Below are 17,126 nucleotides of genomic sequence, written 5' to 3' on the forward strand. Positions count from 1 at the left end.
GAACATCTAAAAAATCAGTCGTCACCATCGCCTTCTATTACTAAATCTGGAATATGGTTAAACGCAATCCGCATTGGCGCATCTTTTAAGGCGTCGTGCGCACCGCCAAAATAGATGGTGTTTTTGCCAAATTTTAAGTTCAGATTATCGATGGTTTTATTGAGTTTTTTCTCATTCTCAAGCGGTTCGATTTGAAATAAATCACGGGCGACTTCCTCAGCTGTGACTAAACCAGAGAAAGACACACCCACGGCATAAGGCTCATGCTTAGCTTGCGGAAAATGCTGTAAAAACGCCTCTAGCGCCTCTATCAACCGTAAGGTGTTGTCCGTAGGCGAAATGGCACTTTCCATGCCCCAGCTTGGTTGATTGCGAAACTTCACTTTAACGCTAATTTTTGAAGCGAGTAAATCGTAGCTTCGCATGCGCATGCAGGCTTTTTGCAATAGACGATGCAACACCGCTTTCACGCCCGCCATATTGCGCTGTTCTGGCGGCATCACGTGCGAATGTCCTAAGCTACTGCGTGTATTTTTTACGTAATAGGGCTCTATGCCGCGCAATTTATCATACATGCGCTCACCTTCTACACTCCCCCAAGCAGCCTGTAACTGCTGGCGATTTGCCGCATACAATTGTTCTAGCGTAGTAATTTTATAGCGATTTAAACGTGCTTCCATTTGCTTACCAATGCCATTTAAGGCGCGCAATTTTAGCCCATACAAACGCTGTGGCAGCTCATGTTGTTCGATTAACACGCAACCATCGGGCTTTTGCATATTCGATGCAGTTTTAGCCAAAAACGTATTGGGAGCGATACCAATCGAACAGCGGATATAATCGAACTTTTTAGTAATGGCACGTTTTATTTTAGCCGCCAGCTTTAGTGCATTTTCTGGAATTTGCTGACTACCCGTCAGCTTGCAAACCATTTCATCAATCGACAGTACTTTTTCGACATGCGTACAGCTTTCCACGATTTCGATAAGCTTATGGTGAAAGGTCACATAAACTGATGGCCTTGCTTCGACAAAAATCATCTCAGGGCAAAGCTTGCGAGCCTCTTTGACTAAGGTTCCCGTTTTTACGCCAAAGGCTTTCGCCTCGTAGCTTGCGGCAATACAGCAAGTGGTTTCCGCCATCACGGCCAGCACGCCTACTGGCTTACCACGCAATTCAGGCACAAGTTGCTGCTCTACTGAAGCGAAGTAGGAATTAAAATCAACGTATAACGCATTTAAACTCACGTAAAACTGTACCTTGCAATTTAAAGCTCGCAATCTAAAGTTTGCTAACTAAAGCTTGAGAACTAAAATTTGAGCCTAAACTTAAATTAAAAATCTAAACCCGAAATGAGGTTAATTATCCTCTAAAAACTACTCTTGGCCCAAAAGAGCGACGCCTTTATCAACAGCTTCTAAACGCGCTTTATCTAGCTTACCTTTCAGTGGCTGCGCCGCTTGAATAAATTCATCCGCAGATTGATTTTGACTGTGGCGCAAACTTGGTGGTAATAAGTGCGTCATGTAAAGTTCATCCGCCAAATTACCGCTACGCTGATAATTGCCGAGTAAAATCAGCCCAGAGCCAACAATGGCAAGCGTAGTGCATATGATCAAGAAACGTTTGAAATGCTGGTCGCTAATAATCGTCAGGTGGCAAAATACCATCATCGCGGCAATCGCCATCATGGCATGATTACCGTAGGCTGCAATAAACTCCAGCGAGAATGCATAGGCGATGACCATGCTAAAAACCGACCATAAATCCATCACAATTAAGGCGCTCGACACCACAAACAAATGCTGGCTGAAACGTGTTTGACCACTCACAACGCGATTTGCAAACGCCCAGCAACCGCTCCACAGCATGGCCAACCCAAAGACCAATGCAAGTACTAATAGGTAATTCACCAGAGAGAATTTATCCGTACTTTCTAGCCAAACCGACAGTAAACTGGAGAGTGCCAGCATCAGCAACCCCGCCAGTGCGGGTAACAGGCCGTCCTGCTGAAATAATTTATTTTTTGCAACTTCCTCTTGTCCATTAAACGCAGCACTGCGGACACGAATTTGCGTATGACCTAACTTCACCACACGCTGCCCATCTACCTCGAGTGTTGCAATACGTTTACCTTGATACAGCAAACCTTGCTGGCTACCCGATTCACGAATGCGTAGCACACCTGCATCAGTAGCTTCTACTATCGCATGATAATTTGCAGCGTTCGTGTCATCCAAAATCAAATCATTGGCATAGCCACGGCCGATGCTAACGGGTAACTGCTCAAAACGATGCCGCGTTTTTACTTCACCATGACGTCCGAGAATTTCAATAAAATAAGGTGCTTTTGCTTGTAGTGAAGCTTGATATTGACTCATGGCTTCACCGCCTTGCTCAACGCAACAGAATTAGGATGACGAGCGATGCTATTTAAAAAAGTGCGACTAATGCGTAAACCGTTTTCGTAGCTGACCCCATTCGCATCTAAGCGGCTTTGCAGGTTACTCAAACTGGCATCGGTGGTGGCGGTAAGCAATGCAAAATCATATAAGCCTTCAAACTCTCGATAAGCACGCACGCACAGCACCGCCCTTAATGGCAAGCTGGCATTTTCTACAAACTGCTCCTGACACATCGGACCCGTTCGACTCTTGTCTTTATTATTTCCAAAAGACTCATTTTTAAACGACTGACTAACCAAAGCTGAGAAACGTAAACTACTTAATTTTTCAGTACTTAGATACTCATGCCGAATGGCAATATGCCCAACCTGCAATTGGTCCGAAACATAAATCGCGGATTGCATCGCACAATCCACCGCGTTAAAGTCATAGCTGCTATCTTTGTTATCATTTGAACGACCCCAGCAACGCATTTGATCGGATTCGCGTACTGGCACCTGATAATTGCCTAAACTTTTTAAAGTGAGTGGTTCAGCTAACACATTGGCAATTAAGGCATTTTGGTGTGCAAGCAACTGTTGTCCGACTGTTTTTTTAAAATCTAAATGCGTTGCGGTAGCCGCTGTTTTTAGTAAATCGCGTACATATTCTACTGGCACTAAAAAACTCACCAATTCACCATCCAAGCGTTTTGAAACATTCACGCCTGCCACACGCCCGTCTTCTGTGATATTCGGCCCACCGCTCATGCCCGCGTTAATTGCGCCAGTAAACATTAACTGACCGTAAAAACCACGTTTAATCAGTCCGTTATAAGAACCTTCCGAAATCGCAAAACCTAAATCAAGCGGATTACCCAGCGAATATAAATATTGGCCTTGTGTTAACTTAGGCAGCACATCAGGCACTTGAAAGTAACCTGTACCTTGCCTGCTGACGCTCACCACCGCTAAATCATGCAGCGCATCTACCGCCACCAGTTTCACACTGCCGCTCACGCCATGCGTATCAACAAATTCGCCTACATAACTTTCTGGATTTATAACGATTTGCGAAACGACGTGGTAATTTGTCACTACCAAATTGCTGGTGCCAATTAAAAATCCCGAACCCACGGATGACTGCGTGCGTCCATTTTTAAGCAACACACGAATTTGCAGCAAATCGTCACGCGCTGCTGTGTATAGCGTTTGCGCACGTGAAGAAGGTGGAGGTAACTGCACTTGTAGTGCGGCTTCAGCAGCAAAAGCCTCTGGTTGAAATATACTTAAACTTAGCCCTAAGAGCGTCATGGCTAAACTTGTTAAATAGCGGCGACCTTTCAAATAGGTGTGACTTTTTAAGCAACTGTATTTCATGCGGCAAAATTTCATGCAAATCCTACATTAGTTTCAATATTATCAATTATCTATTATCCAATAAAAATCTTATTTTCTACATAAAACATCTGATGTCATGTAATGTCTCAGCATCTAAGTCGACTAAGGTCTAGTCTAGTAACGACTAGACGTAATTCATCTTTTTCAACTGCGAGGTTTCAAAATGAGTAAAGAACAAACTGCCATTTTCGCCGGTGGCTGCTTTTGGTGTACAGAACCGGTATTTAGCCAATTACGAGGTGTTAACGAGGTTGTGTCAGGCTACATCGGCGGGCAAACGATTAACCCAACTTACAAAACCATTTGCAATGGCGATACTGGCCATGCTGAAGCCATTAAAATCACGTTTGATGCGAATCAAGTAAGCTTTGAGACTTTGCTTGAGGTTTTTCTAGTTTCACACGACCCAACCACGCCCAATCGCCAAGGCAATGATGTTGGAACGCAATATCGCTCTGCAGTATTTTGTCAAAATCAGGCACAACAGAATGCAGTTCAAAAAATGATTGCCGAGTTCAACGAAGCCAAGGTATTTGACTCCCTCATCGTGACGCAAATCAACGGTGCAGAAACTTTTTACCCTGCAGAAGATTACCATCAATACTATTTTGACAAAAATCCAGCAAACCCCTATTGCTTGGCAGTTGCCGCACCTAAGGCGGCCAAGATTCGTGCAAAATATGCGCAGCTGATTAAATAAGAACAAATAAATTCATCAATATCATCCTGCAAAAGTGGCAATGGCATTGACTTTAAAGTTTATTAGGTCTTACTACTCAACCACTGTCGTCGCCAAAAAATTAGAATCATCAGCAAGGCTATTCCCGCCATAATGGATAACGCCCACCAAAATCCATTACGGTCGCTTATCCACGGCATCCAGTGAAAATTCATGCCAAAAATGCCGGCAATTAAGGTGGCAGGCATAAACAGCATGGCAACCACGGTTAAAGCGCGCACTTCTAAATTCACCCGCTGACTGACACTAGCCATGTAAATATCCATCATACCACTTAAGGTATCGCGTATTGATTCAAGCGATTCAATAAAATTCACTGTGTGGTCGTAAACATCGCGCAAATAGGGCATCGTCGCAGGCTTAAAAAAGCCCTTTTCATTTCGCGTCAGGCTGTTAATTACCTCACGCAATGGCCATACAGCCCGACGTAGCTCAATGCTGGCATGTTTTAGCTGATGAATACTGTGCAGTTCTGCGTTGCTTGGGTTATTCAAAAGCGCTTCTTCTAAGCTTTCACTAGCTTCACCCACTTCTTCCAACACACTAAAGTAGCGATCCACGACACTGTCGAGTAAGGCATAAGCCAAATAATCGACACCAAGCTCGCGAATTGGTGCTCGAGTGGCGCGTAGACGCTCCCGTATCGGCTCAAATGCCCCTGTCGAACGCTCTTGAAAGGTCAATAAAAAGTTGCGACCTAGTACCAAACTAATTTGCTCAGAACTGGTTGACATACTTTCTGCATGATAATAAAACAGCCGCGTTTCTAAAAAAACATACTCGTCAAACTCATCCAATTTCGGGCGCTGTTCGGTATTAAGAATGTCTTCTAGCACTAAAGGATGTAAATTGAATAAATCGCCGATCTGTTTAACCAATTTAACATCATGCACTCCATGCACATTTAGCCAGATTTTTTTATTTGGGTCAGGTTTAAAGTTAGCCAACTCTTTCACAGGCAATTCACATTCAACCAGGCCACTCGCATCGTAACTAATTTTGCTGACTCTAGGCGCGTCTAGCTGTTTGGATTCCGCATCACCAACATAGACTAACGAGCCCGGTGGCAAACCGATTTTCTTACTATGATGTCGTTTGTTTTTTCGCATAGCGCTATATTAGCTTATTCTGCACGTAACGCGTCAATTGGGTCTAACCGTGAAGCGCTGATGGCGGGTAAAACTCCTGCAAGTAGGCCTATCACGCCTGAAACCACGACGGCGATCAGCGCAAAACTCCAAGGTGTATGCACGGGAAAATTTGGCATTAATAGATGCAAGAACTGCGCTAAACCAATACCCAACAACAAACCTAAAACTCCACCCAGAACCGCCAAAATTACCGACTCACTCAAAAACAAGCCTAAAATAGTGCGTTGACGTGCGCCCAGTGCAACTAACAAGCCGATTTCATTGGTGCGTTCAGTGACTGAAATCGTCATAATCGTCACAATACCCACGCTACCCACCAACAATGAAATCCCGCCCAAGGCCCCCACTGCCATGGTCAAAATATTCAGAATGTTCGACAAGGTCTTCAGCATGTCTTCTTGAGTGGTAATGGTAAAATCTTCGTGGCCATGACGCAAAGCTAGTCGTTGCTTAACAGCACTCGCGACTGTAGCGGACGAGGTGCCTTCGGTATACAGCACTTGAATCTCCATCAAGCCTTCACGGTTATAAAGCTCCAAAGCTCGTGCGGCAGGAATATACGCCGTATCATCTAAATCAATCCCCAGAAACTGGCCTTTGGGTGCTAAAACGCCAATCACCCGAAAGTGCAAACCGCCAATGCGTACCCGCGCACCAAGTGGGTTTTCTGTGCCAAAGAGCTCTTTACGCAGCTTGCTGCCCAGCACCACAAATGCACGCGAATCGCCTGCGCCTTCCCGTGGTAAGAAACTACCAATTTGTACCTTGGCACTAAATACACGAACAAAATCTGCGTCTACACCGTAAATCGTTGTGCGACGTAAACGCCCGTTATTTTCAACTTCTGAATTTCCCCACACGGTAGGCGTAGAGCCTGTAACGTGCGGCAATTGCTTTAGCGACTCAGCATCTTCCATTGTCAATAAACGTGCAGTGGTTGGAATGCCCGTTGGTGGTTGGCCACCCGTTTTGACCTTGCCTGGTGAAACACCGATAACGTTGGTGCCAAACTGGGTGAATTCTTTTAATACAAACTGGTGTACGCCCTCACCAATCGAGGTAAGCAAAATCACGGCAGCAATACCAACAGCAATGCCTAGCAAGGTTAAAAAGCTGCGCAAACGATGTGAAATAATCGCTTGAAGGGCAAATCGGCCAGCGTCTGCAATCAACATTATTATCGCTTTGATAAGGCCTGAATCGGGTCAAGTTGCGCTGCACGGCGGGCGGGCATTACGCCAAACACCAAGCCAGAAATAAGCGCAGTCGCCAAACCAGCCAATACCGCCCACAGCGGCGGATACGCGGGAAAAGTGGGGTACAATTGCCGCAATACCGCCGCTCCTAAATAGCCCAATCCAACCCCCACCATGGCGCCCGACAAGGACAACAAAACCGCTTCCACCATAAATAACTGACGCACCGCGGCTGAAGTTGCGCCCAATGCTTTCAGCAGGCCAATTTCCCCCGTCCGTTGTGTAACGGAAACGAGCATCACATTCATCACCAATATGCCTGCTACCGCTAGACTTATCCCTGCAATACCAGCAACACCAAGTGTTAATACATTCAAAATTTTATCGAAAGTTTCCAGTATCGCATCTTGAGTAATCACCGTCACGTCTTCTTCCCCGTCATGGCGCTGTGTAATGGTTTTGAGTACACGCGTTTTCACTTCGCCTATTTGCTCGCGGCTACGAGCTTCTACCAAGATGCGAAACAGCGTATTACTGTTCAGCATCGCTTGCGCTGTAGCTACTGGCACAATAACCAGTTCATCGGTCGTCATGCCCATGCCTTGCCCACCCTCCGCCAGCACACCCACCACTCGCAGTCGCCTATCGCCAATGCGCACGGTTTTACCCAGTGGGTTTTCATTGCCAAAAATCTCGTGTCGTATTACCGCCCCCAATACCACTTCGGCCGAGCCATGGCCGACCTCATCTTTAGGCAGAAAACGCCCGATACCTAGCTTGAGCTGGCGTACTTTAATAAAATCGTCGTTAGTGCCCAACAACATGGCTTCGCGCAGTTTGCCTGCTGCATTAATTTCCGTTGTCGCAACCAAAATCGGCGCAATGCGTTTGACTTCTGGCAACCTGAGCAAGGCATTGGCATCTTCCACCGTTAAATCACGAGGCGTACTTGTAACTAAATTGGCAGGGTTAAAACCACGCGTTTCAGAGCGGCCCGGCAACACAATCACTAAATTCGTGCCAATTGCTGAGAATTCATCCACCACGTAACGGCGCGCACCATCGCCCAAAGCGGTTAACATCACCACGGCCGCCACACCAATCGACATGGCGAATATCAGCAAGCCGGTGCGCAAAGGCGCAGCTGTTGCGGCGTCACCCGCGTAGCGAAAGGTATCGGCAATTTTCAAAGATTCGCACCTCTAAAGTCACTTCGCGCTGACAATATCACTCACCACTCCGCCATCTTCCATGCGAATCTGCCGACGCGCCCGTGCGCCAAGCGCTTGGTCATGTGTGACCACAATCAGCGTCATGCCTTGCGCGTTCAGCTTTTCCAGAAGCTTAACGACTTCTTCGCCAGTACTTCGGTCTAAGTTGCCGGTGGGTTCATCTGCCAGCAAAACCGCAGGGCGCAGAATTGTGGCGCGTGCAATCGCCACACGCTGACGTTGCCCGCCAGAAAGCTCGTTGGGGCGATGATGAGCACGATCGGTTAAACCATACTCTTGAAGCGCCTGTGAGACACGTTTAGCGCGGTCCGCTTTTGGGAAACCTGATAACACTAAGGGCAACTCGATATTCGCGGCCGCGGTTAAGCGCGGCACTAAATGAAAACTCTGAAAAATAAAGCCAATGCGTTCACTTCGCACGGCGGCCAGTTCATCGGCATCCAGCGTCGTCACGTCGCGACCTTCTAGTTTATAGGAACCTTCATCGGGGCGATCTAACAAGCCAAGCAGATTCAACAAAGTCGACTTGCCTGAACCCGACGGGCCCATCACTGCAATATATTCGCCAGAAGTGATAGTCAAATTCACATCACGCAAAGCATGCACTTGGCTGTCACCTAAATAGAACGTGCGATTGATTCCGCCCAAAGAAATTAAGGATGAAGTCAAAGGTGAAATATCTGGTGAAATCAGGCGTTCATCCGACATATGCGATTATTTCGCCTTGATTTTATTGGTGTTATCACCCACATTTTCAGGTGTCACTTTTATTCCCGCTGTAACACCTTCACGTTCCAGCGAAGTCACAATACGGTCACCTACTTTTAGCCCTTCCAGCACCTCGGTATATTCCCAATTGGTAATGCCAGTTTTAATAGTACGCTCTTCAATTACTTGGGTTGTTGGCTGATAAATAAGCACCTTACTACCTTCCAGCAAGGTGGTTGTGGGTACCCGCAAAGCGTTATCGTGGCTCTCCAGCACAATTTCCACATCTGCGCTGTAACCTACCAGTAGCTTTTTGCCATCTTCAGCGTTGTCTAATGAAACTTCCACATCCACGGTACGCGCCTGTTTTTCAACTGCTACCACATAAGGCGCAACGCGCTTCACATGGCCTTTTAAAGGTTGATTCGGCAGCGCATCCAAAGAAACACGCGCAACTTGCCCAATATGAATCTTGGGGGCATCCACTTCATCCATCGGCGCCTCAATGTACAAACAAGAATCATCAATCAAATCGATGGCGGGCGGCGTGGCCACCCCGGGAGGAGATGGCGTGGTGTATTCACCCAACTCACCCACAATATCGGCCACAATACCGTCAAACGGCGCAACTAATACTGTGCGATTTTGCTCCACTTGCGTCACTTTCACACGGGCTTGCGCCTGATTCACGTCTGCACGTGCGGCCTCGCACGCGGCACGACGCGACTGCGCCTCATAGCGCGATTTTTCTTCACCACTTTTAGAGATAAAGCCCTTCGCACGCAAATCGGCCATGCGCCCTGCTTCACGTTCGGCGTTTTCAGCCATCGCACAGGCTTCGGCAATGCGCTTTTGACTGCTAGTCACCTGCGTTTGCGCAAGGCTACTTTGCGCCTGCTGGTCGTCGTTCCAAAGTCGCAATAAAACTTGGCCTTTTTTAACGTGGTCGCCTTTTTTAACGCCAAGGTAAGCAATACGGCCGCCGCTTATGGGCGAGAGTCGCGTACGCAAACAAGCTTCCACACTACCTGCACGCGTGTTGGCCACGCTGGCTTCTACCCTGCCATGCCCGACTTCAACTAAGGCAACGGTAATTGGCTTGGGCCGACTAAACCACCAGAATGCGCTCCCCGCGCCAACAATGAGAATAAAAATGATAATAATGCGTCGCATAGAATTCAATTAAATGTGAATGGAATCAGCGTACCACTTTATGCAAGCGAATGGATTGATATAAATCGATATCGGCTTAGTTTTTTGTATATTTGTTAATTTGTAAGTATCGACTTGCAAATCGACAATATTCCCGCGTTTGCATCAACTAGATAGTTGATTTTATTGCTTCGCCTGTCGCGAAAAATGTGCCTCCAGCAACGTGGTGTATGTTACGCAGGTTATCAAAACCTTCAAAATGCCAACGGCCATCTGAAAACACGCGTTCATCTGCTTGCGCCGCAACCACTTCGGCAATGAATAAATCGTAAGTCTTTTGATTCTGCGGCTCGGGGATAAGCTTACATTCCAACCACGCCACGCAACCTTTGAGCAAAGGCGCATCGATTTCAGTCGCTGAAAAAGTTTCTAAACCGTATTGCGCAAATTTATCAGTATCAGCCAAATCACGACCAGAAGTTGTACCCACTTTGCGCACAATATCCACCTGCGCCACACATGGCACGTTAATAGCAAACGTACCAGACGCTTCAATCAACTCGCGTGTATAAGCGCTTTTATCAATCACTACCGTGATTTTTGGAGGGTCAAAATCCAACGCACAAGCCCACGCCGCCGCCATGATATTTTGTTTACTATTGTGGCGGGCTGAAACCAGAATGGTTGGACCGTGGTTTAGGAGGCGGTAAGCTTGGTTAAGTTGAATAGATTTAATCATTTTATGGTGATTAACGTACTTTTAACAAAAATAAAAATTCATTTTAGACTATTTAGTTTTAATCAGTTTTAGAACAAGAAATCTTGGGAACTCCCAAGGACTTGAGTACTTTGACTGAACTTCTATAGACGGCATTGGCTCAATTAAACTTATCAATTCGAACCGCAATCAATTAAGGCTGCAATATACCGAGATAACGGTCTATGGAAATGAGTTGTAAGCCCAATGAAGTCATTACTACTTGAGATGCTAAATGGAGCTTCAATTGCTATCTCTTTCTCGTATGAAAACTAAGGTTCTTTATCATAGCCCCAGCTCGCGTAGGGCGCATTATCGAAGTGTAATGCGCCGTATGTTATTGTTTATTTTCAACTGTCGTATGTTCTTGCAACTGACTAGTCGTTTTTGATTCAGCCACCACATAAGGCGTGCCATTTTGTTCGGCTAATCTTTTTGCTGTTTGCGCAGCACGGCGTAATGCGACATCTGCATCTTGAAGCTCTTTGCTGGCTGGTATTTTTTCGTTATGCATTATTTCACCTCTGTTTCTAGCAAAATGGGTTGTGGATGTGAATTGTCATATAAAGACCAAGAATCTGCTAGCGCTTTGTAAATGCTATGGAAATTGCTGACACCTGCTTTGTATCTTCGGCGTATCGTTGTTTCTGGGATGTTATGTCCACCAGCTGCAACTCTTGCTGCTACACGGTTAACGGCCAAATCTTCATTTGGCAAATACAGAAAAAACAAAGTGATGTGGTAACCAAGCTTTTTCCACTCCACAATATGAGAAGCGTATGTTTTGCCTGAAAGTGTGGTTTCAAAAGCAAAGCTATTGCCTGATTTTACGTTAGCGTCTATTTCTTTTAGCATTAAACGCGCTGCTTTAATTGCTGCGGTTTCTGGTGCAAAAGGAGCCAAGCCTGCGGCAATTAAATCTGCGTTAATAAAGATTGGGCAGTTAGCTTCATTTGGTAGGTATTCACGAGCGAAGGTAGTTTTACCTGCACCGTTTGGCCCTGCAATAATGATGACTTTTTTTGACATTACTTCTGCCAAGCATCTCGCAAAGTCACTGTTCTATTAAACACAGGCTTACCTGCTACGCTGTCTATTTTATCCGCAACAAAGTAACCGTGGCGTTCAAATTGGAAGCTGTCTTCGGCTTTTGCGTCTTTTAAGCTTGGCTCTAGTTGTGCTGTAATCACGGTGACTGAATTTGGGTTGATGTCGGTTAAGAAATCTCTGTCGTGACCATCTTCTGTTTGACCTTGGCCCGGATGCGCTTCTTTAAAAAGTCTGTCGTACAAGCGCACTTCACATTCGTACGCATGTTGCGCTGAAACCCAGTGAATATTGCCTTTGACTTTGACGCTATCTGAACCCGGCGTGCCTGATTTAGTGTCTGGTAGATATTCGCAATGCACCACAGTGACGTTGCCGTTGGCGTCTTTTTCGCAACCTGTACATTTCACCACATAGCCGTAACGCAAGCGCACCATGCCTTCTGGCGTGAGACGGAAATAGCCTTTGCTTGGCACTTCCATAAAGTCTTCGCGTTCTATCCATAGCTCACGAGTCAGCGGCACTATGCGTTTGCCTAGTTCTGGTTTTAGCGGATGGTTAGGCGCAAAGCAGTCTTCTACGCTATTTACAGGATAGTTATCAATCACCAGTTTGATTGGGTCTAACACGGCAATGCGGCGCTCTGCATTGATGTTGAGCACTTCGCGCATGCAGTCTTCAAAGGTTGAATAGTCAATCCATGAATCGGCTTTGCTTACGCCGATGCGGTCAGTAAATAGTTTAAAGCCTTCTGCAACATAGCCTCGGCGGCGGGCGCCTGCAAGCGTTGGCAGGCGTGGGTCATCCCAACCGCTGACGTGTTTTTCTTCTACCAATTGTATGAGTTTGCGTTTTGATAGCACGACATAAGTGAGATTCAAACGCGCAAATTCGTATTGTTTTGGTAGTGGGTGAGCCAGTAAGCCAGCTTCGGCAAGGCGCTCTAATAGCCAATCGTAAAATGGGCGTTGGTCTTCAAATTCTAGCGTGCAAATTGAGTGTGTAATTTGTTCTAACGCATCTTCAATTGGGTGCGCAAAGGTGTACATTGGATAAATGCACCATTTATCGCCAGTGTTGTGGTGATGCGCTCGGCGCACACGGTAAATGGCTGGGTCACGCAGGTTGATATTGGGCGATGCCATGTCGATTTTAGAACGTAAAATCAAGCTACCATCGGCATGTTTGCCATCACGCATTTCACGGAAAAGCGCTAGGTTTTCTGCCACGGTGCGCTCGCGCCACAGTGAGTTTTTACCTGCCTCTGTAAGTGTGCCGCGATTAATGCGCATTTCTTCTGCGCTTTGGCTATCTACGTAAGCATGGCCGTTTTCAATCAGCGCTTCAGCTGCGCGGTACATAAAGTCAAAATAGTTACTTGCGAAATATAGATTACTCTCTCCGCCATTCTGCCAGCCAAACCCTAGCCACTTAACAGAATCGGTAATGCTATCAACGTATTCTTGGCTTTCTTTTTCTGGGTTGGTGTCATCAAAACGCAAATGGCAAACGCCGTTATAATCGCGCGCTAAACCAAAATTTAAAAAGATGCTTTTAGCATGACCAATGTGCAAATAGCCATTTGGTTCGGGAGGAAAGCGTGTACGGATTTTCGCTGGATCTGGCTGACCTGCAGCTTGATGCGTGGCATCGCCCGGTGTGCCTGCCCACTTGCGTGAAGCGTAAACGCCTTGCTCAAGGTCTTTATCTACAATCGCTCGAATAAAATTAGAGCCTAATGGAATGGGGGCTTTTTCTTGTGACATGTTTTTAACTTAATTTTGAAGTCGAAATAATTGCGTTTATTTTACACTGTTATTTTTGTAATTCCCTGTAGCACTAGCATCTAGTTAATTTTTTGTAATGTTAATCTATAGTTATGGATAATAAACTAGCAATCCTGAACTTAATAAACCATTCATCTTGAGCCTAATAAACCTGTCATCCTGAACCTAATAAACATGTCATTCTGAACTTGTTTCAGGATCTTGTGCGTACATTTACAATTTAATATTTGGCAGAAGATTCAGGCCTTCGTCTGAATACCAGTGCATTTCAGAATAACTGAGTATGTTTGGCAAACAAGCCCTGTGATAAACTTCACCTCACATGAACGATCTCACTTTTCCTATATTACGCTTGCTGGCTGATGGCAAATTTCACTCAGGTGAGACCATTGCGCAACAACTAAAGGTCTCGCGCGCGACTGTGTGGAATGCCCTTCAACACGCAGAAAATCTTGGCATTACGTTTTTCTCTGTGCGTGGGCGTGGTTACAAATTACCACAGCCAGTCACTTTACTGGATGAACAAGCCATATTGAACTCAATGGGTGCAAGTAGATTGATGAAACTGGAGATTCATGACCATTTAGAATCAACCAACACCTATTTAATGAAAAAACTAAGCGCAGGGCAAACTCACGCGAGATGTGTAGCTACCAACTTGCAAACCAATGGCCGTGGTAGACGAGGCCGTTCTTGGCAAGCAGGCTTGGGAGCGAGTTTAACTTTCTCAGTTTTGTGGCGTTTTCAATGTGGCGCAGCGGCTTTATCTGGCTTAAGTTTGGCTGTTGGTATTGCATTAATTCGGGCGCTGCATAGTTTTGGGGTAACGCAGGCACAACTGAAATGGCCCAATGACATATTGATTGGTCGCGAAAAATTAGCAGGAATTTTAATTGAATTGCAAGGCGATATGGAAGGCCCAAGCGTAGCGGTAATTGGCGTGGGCATTAATTTAAATCTGCCAGAAAAACTTAAACAACTGATCGACCAACCTGTAACCGACTTAGTCACCGTGACGCAGACGCCAATTGACCCAAACGCACTACTCGGCCGCTTGCTTAAGCATTTAACCGACGTGCTTAGTCACTTTGAACAACAAGGCTTTACCAACTTACGCGAAGAATGGACAGCGCATCACGCTTACCACTTACAACCCGTCCGCATGCTGATGCCTGATGGAAAGGAAATATCGGGCATAGTGCAGAATATTACGGAAGATGGCAACTTGCTAGTGGAAACCAAAGCAGGATTACAGCGATTTACTTCTGGAGAGATTAGCCTGCGTGGAGCAGTTTAGGTGACGTAAACTTTACGCCACCTAACCCTTACAAAGCCATTAATAATAGAGCTTAGTATTTCAGAGTAAAGCCTACATTGACTGAACGACCCAAGCCTGGCAAGGCACCAATCGCCCCCATGCCGCCCGCCGCATTCCAAGTGGCGTAATTCACACCACCCAAAGGCAACTCGTAGTATTTATCAAACAGATTATTCACCGCTGCATCAAACTGCACATGCTTCCATTGGTAACTTGTACGCAAATTAAGCAAGCCATAACCTGCGGTTTTAGGTTCTAAACGCAGTTCATCTACGCGCGTTTTTTTGTTTACCAGTTGAAGTTCAACCGCGTTTGACCAGGCGCCTTTATTTTGCTCAAGCGCTACACGGGTATGCAGTGGCATGATGTGATACAAGTCTTGGCCGTTGCTGACTCGTTCGCCACGCGTCCAGCCCAAGTTACCCGCTAGGCGACCTTGGCCGAAATTACCCCCATCCCATAATGCCGCTTTCCAAGTGGCTTCTAGGCCGTAGATTTGTGCGTCTTGATTGTCGAACTGAAAGAGTGGGAACATACCCATCATCATCGCATCCCCAATTTTATTCACCCCAATGTAATCTTGAATATAACTGTAATGTGGCGTTAAGGTGAAATTCCAAGCCTGTTTATTCGCATCGTGCCAACCAAAAGTCGCACTCAATGTATTAGCTGTTTCGGGTTTCAATTTAATGTCGCCCACATAACCGTTTGTATCACCAAACCAGCCAATCATTGCCATCGACATTTCACCGCGACCCCATGTATAACGCTCGTAAAGATTCGGTGAACGTGTTTTACGCGCATAGCCAAATTCGATGCTATTTGTTTGACTGCCTTCATATTTAGCTGATGCAGTCAGGTCGATGTGATTGTCACTTTCTGATTTACTGCGCGCATTAAATGCCATGGCCGCATCGGTATCCGCCATATTCATCATAGGTCCCATCATTCCAGAACCACCATAAGACTGAACATTACCCGTATCAGTTTTCACATAGTCATCACGAACACCAAGCAAGGTTGTCCATTCTGGTGACCATTTTGACTCAACTTCTGCAAACACCCCAAAACGGTCGCGCGTGCCATTGTTAATATTTTTAAAAGTATCGGGGCTCATCATGTCGCTTCCGGCAACTGGCGGCCAATAATCATTCAACGTATGACGATGATAGTCATTACCTACGCGTAGCAAATGCGCTTGAGAAATAGGCAAATCCAGTTTGAATGAATAGCCGTAATCTTTACCTTCCGTTTTCATTGGCATCATGCCGCGCTTTTCAGATGAAAAGAAACCCATTTCATGCTTAACCTGTTGCCAATAGACGCTGGCATCTAACTTACCCCAATCAAATTGGTGTTTGTAATTGGCATTAACAGAGTCTGAATTGTTATCGGTCATGTCCATGTACTGATTTGGATAACCTTGATACAAAATATCCTGATGTGCGACTTTAACGGTGAGCAACTGCGCATCGCCTTTAAGACCCAAGGTCACGCTTTGATGACGGCGGTCGAACTGCGTTGAGTTAACTTTATCGCCATGACCATCTTCGTAACTTTGTGCACGATCAACACCGCCCGAGAAGCCAATACTAATCTTTTGATTAGCGGCACTGGCTTTAATATCTGCGCTCAAGCCGTTATTGTTACTACGATAAAACGAAGAAGCACTGCCTTCTACCAGTAAATTATCTGCGTCACGCGCAAAATTAAGGCTAGGTGAATTGACATTGATGGTACCAGCGATGCTGTCCCCGCCCAAGCTCACGGGCGTGATGCCAGCAAATATCTCGATGCTGCCGACATTACTAGGTGAAACATAGGAAAGTGCTGGGTTCATGTGGTTACCACAGGCCGAAGTAATGCTTGCACCATCGACAGTAAATTTTATTCGATCATCATTTAAACCACGAATAGAAGGGATGGCCGACACGCCGCCCGCTTGGTATAAATCGACACTTGGGTGAGTTTCTAGCAAAGTAGCCGTATCGCTGGCATTTAGTGAGGCGGCGTTAGTTTCTTGCAACTTCTCAGCACGCACTTCTACATTTTGCAATACCAAGTCTTCCGCATTCGCGCGCAAGGCGGTAGCGCCCAGCAAGCATGGTGTTAGAATACTAGAAATAAAAATATATCTTTTTGAATATTTGAAGGGCATAGACTTACTTTCAAAATGGTTTTAGTAAACATCGCATTTTATAGACTTATTCACCCGTTGAGAATGCGACAAATTGTCGCACCACTGGCATTGTCAT

General features: G+C 45.9%; 15 protein-coding genes. 2 read left to right on the plus strand and 13 right to left on the minus strand.

Annotated elements, in window-relative coordinates; translation table 11 throughout:
• Positions 1-14: 14 nt before the first annotated feature.
• The 3 genes from HOO90_RS06755 to HOO90_RS06765 form a co-directional block, all read right to left on the minus strand.
• Complete coding sequence (locus HOO90_RS06755) at positions 15-1,247, minus strand: DNA polymerase (protein ID WP_292841221.1); 1,233 nt, start codon at positions 1,245-1,247, stop codon at positions 15-17.
• A 129-nt stretch (positions 1,248-1,376) separates the two neighbouring features.
• Entirely contained in the window at positions 1,377-2,381 is a 1,005-nt protein-coding gene (locus tag HOO90_RS06760) for an FHA domain-containing protein (protein WP_292841224.1), read from the minus strand.
• On the minus strand, positions 2,378-3,778 hold the full coding sequence (locus HOO90_RS06765) for a serine protease (protein ID WP_292841227.1): 1,401 nt from the start codon (positions 3,776-3,778) through the stop codon (positions 2,378-2,380). The genes HOO90_RS06760 and HOO90_RS06765 overlap by 4 nt, the downstream gene beginning before the upstream one ends.
• A gap of 169 nt (positions 3,779-3,947) precedes the next feature.
• Between HOO90_RS06765 and msrA the strand changes: the two genes are divergently transcribed.
• The gene (gene msrA / locus HOO90_RS06770; RefSeq protein ID WP_292841230.1) at positions 3,948-4,484 is read left to right on the plus strand and encodes a peptide-methionine (S)-S-oxide reductase MsrA; all 537 of its coding nucleotides are present in this window, start codon (positions 3,948-3,950) and stop codon (positions 4,482-4,484) included.
• A 62-nt stretch (positions 4,485-4,546) separates the two neighbouring features.
• Here msrA and corA read toward each other — a convergent pair whose 3' ends face one another.
• The 9 genes from corA to HOO90_RS06815 all read right to left on the minus strand — a co-directional run bounded on the left by corA (position 4,547) and on the right by HOO90_RS06815 (position 13,532).
• Positions 4,547-5,632, minus strand: a complete 1,086-nt coding sequence (gene corA, locus HOO90_RS06775) for a magnesium/cobalt transporter CorA (protein WP_292841232.1) — start codon at positions 5,630-5,632, stop codon at positions 4,547-4,549.
• Positions 5,633-5,646: 14 nt separating this feature from the next.
• A complete protein-coding gene (locus HOO90_RS06780) occupies positions 5,647-6,849 on the minus strand; it encodes an ABC transporter permease (protein ID WP_292841235.1) in 1,203 nt (400 codons plus the stop codon).
• A 2-nt stretch (positions 6,850-6,851) separates the two neighbouring features.
• Positions 6,852-8,060, minus strand: a complete 1,209-nt coding sequence (locus HOO90_RS06785; RefSeq protein WP_292841238.1) for an ABC transporter permease — start codon at positions 8,058-8,060, stop codon at positions 6,852-6,854.
• Positions 8,061-8,078: 18 nt separating this feature from the next.
• A complete protein-coding gene (locus HOO90_RS06790; RefSeq protein ID WP_292841241.1) occupies positions 8,079-8,810 on the minus strand; it encodes an ABC transporter ATP-binding protein in 732 nt (243 codons plus the stop codon).
• Between the two features lie 6 nt (positions 8,811-8,816).
• Complete coding sequence (locus HOO90_RS06795) at positions 8,817-9,983, minus strand: efflux RND transporter periplasmic adaptor subunit (protein ID WP_292841243.1); 1,167 nt, start codon at positions 9,981-9,983, stop codon at positions 8,817-8,819.
• A 148-nt stretch (positions 9,984-10,131) separates the two neighbouring features.
• Positions 10,132-10,701, minus strand: coding sequence for a flavin reductase family protein (locus HOO90_RS06800; RefSeq protein WP_292841246.1), 570 nt, complete (start codon positions 10,699-10,701; stop codon positions 10,132-10,134).
• A gap of 355 nt (positions 10,702-11,056) precedes the next feature.
• A complete protein-coding gene (locus tag HOO90_RS06805) occupies positions 11,057-11,233 on the minus strand; it encodes a hypothetical protein (protein ID WP_292841248.1) in 177 nt (58 codons plus the stop codon).
• Positions 11,233-11,748 carry a zeta toxin family protein gene (locus HOO90_RS06810; protein WP_292841250.1) on the minus strand — a complete coding sequence of 172 codons (516 nt, stop codon included), beginning with the start codon at positions 11,746-11,748 and terminating at the stop codon, positions 11,233-11,235. The genes HOO90_RS06805 and HOO90_RS06810 overlap by 1 nt, the downstream gene beginning before the upstream one ends.
• Complete coding sequence (locus HOO90_RS06815; protein WP_292841253.1) at positions 11,748-13,532, minus strand: glutamine--tRNA ligase/YqeY domain fusion protein; 1,785 nt, start codon at positions 13,530-13,532, stop codon at positions 11,748-11,750. Before HOO90_RS06815 ends, HOO90_RS06810 begins: the two co-directional genes overlap by 1 nt.
• A 343-nt stretch (positions 13,533-13,875) precedes the next feature.
• Here HOO90_RS06815 and birA point away from each other — a divergent pair, with 343 nt between their 5' ends.
• Positions 13,876-14,850, plus strand: coding sequence for a bifunctional biotin--[acetyl-CoA-carboxylase] ligase/biotin operon repressor BirA (gene birA / locus HOO90_RS06820; protein WP_292841256.1), 975 nt, complete (start codon positions 13,876-13,878; stop codon positions 14,848-14,850).
• 52 nt (positions 14,851-14,902) lie between these two features.
• Here birA and HOO90_RS06825 read toward each other — a convergent pair whose 3' ends face one another.
• Entirely contained in the window at positions 14,903-16,972 is a 2,070-nt protein-coding gene (locus tag HOO90_RS06825; protein WP_292841259.1) for a TonB-dependent siderophore receptor, read from the minus strand.
• Positions 16,973-17,126: the final 154 nt, after the last annotated feature.

It is taken from the genome of Methylotenera sp. (assembly GCF_013141425.1).
In the GTDB taxonomy this organism is placed as follows: Bacteria; Pseudomonadota; Gammaproteobacteria; order Burkholderiales; family Methylophilaceae; genus Methylotenera.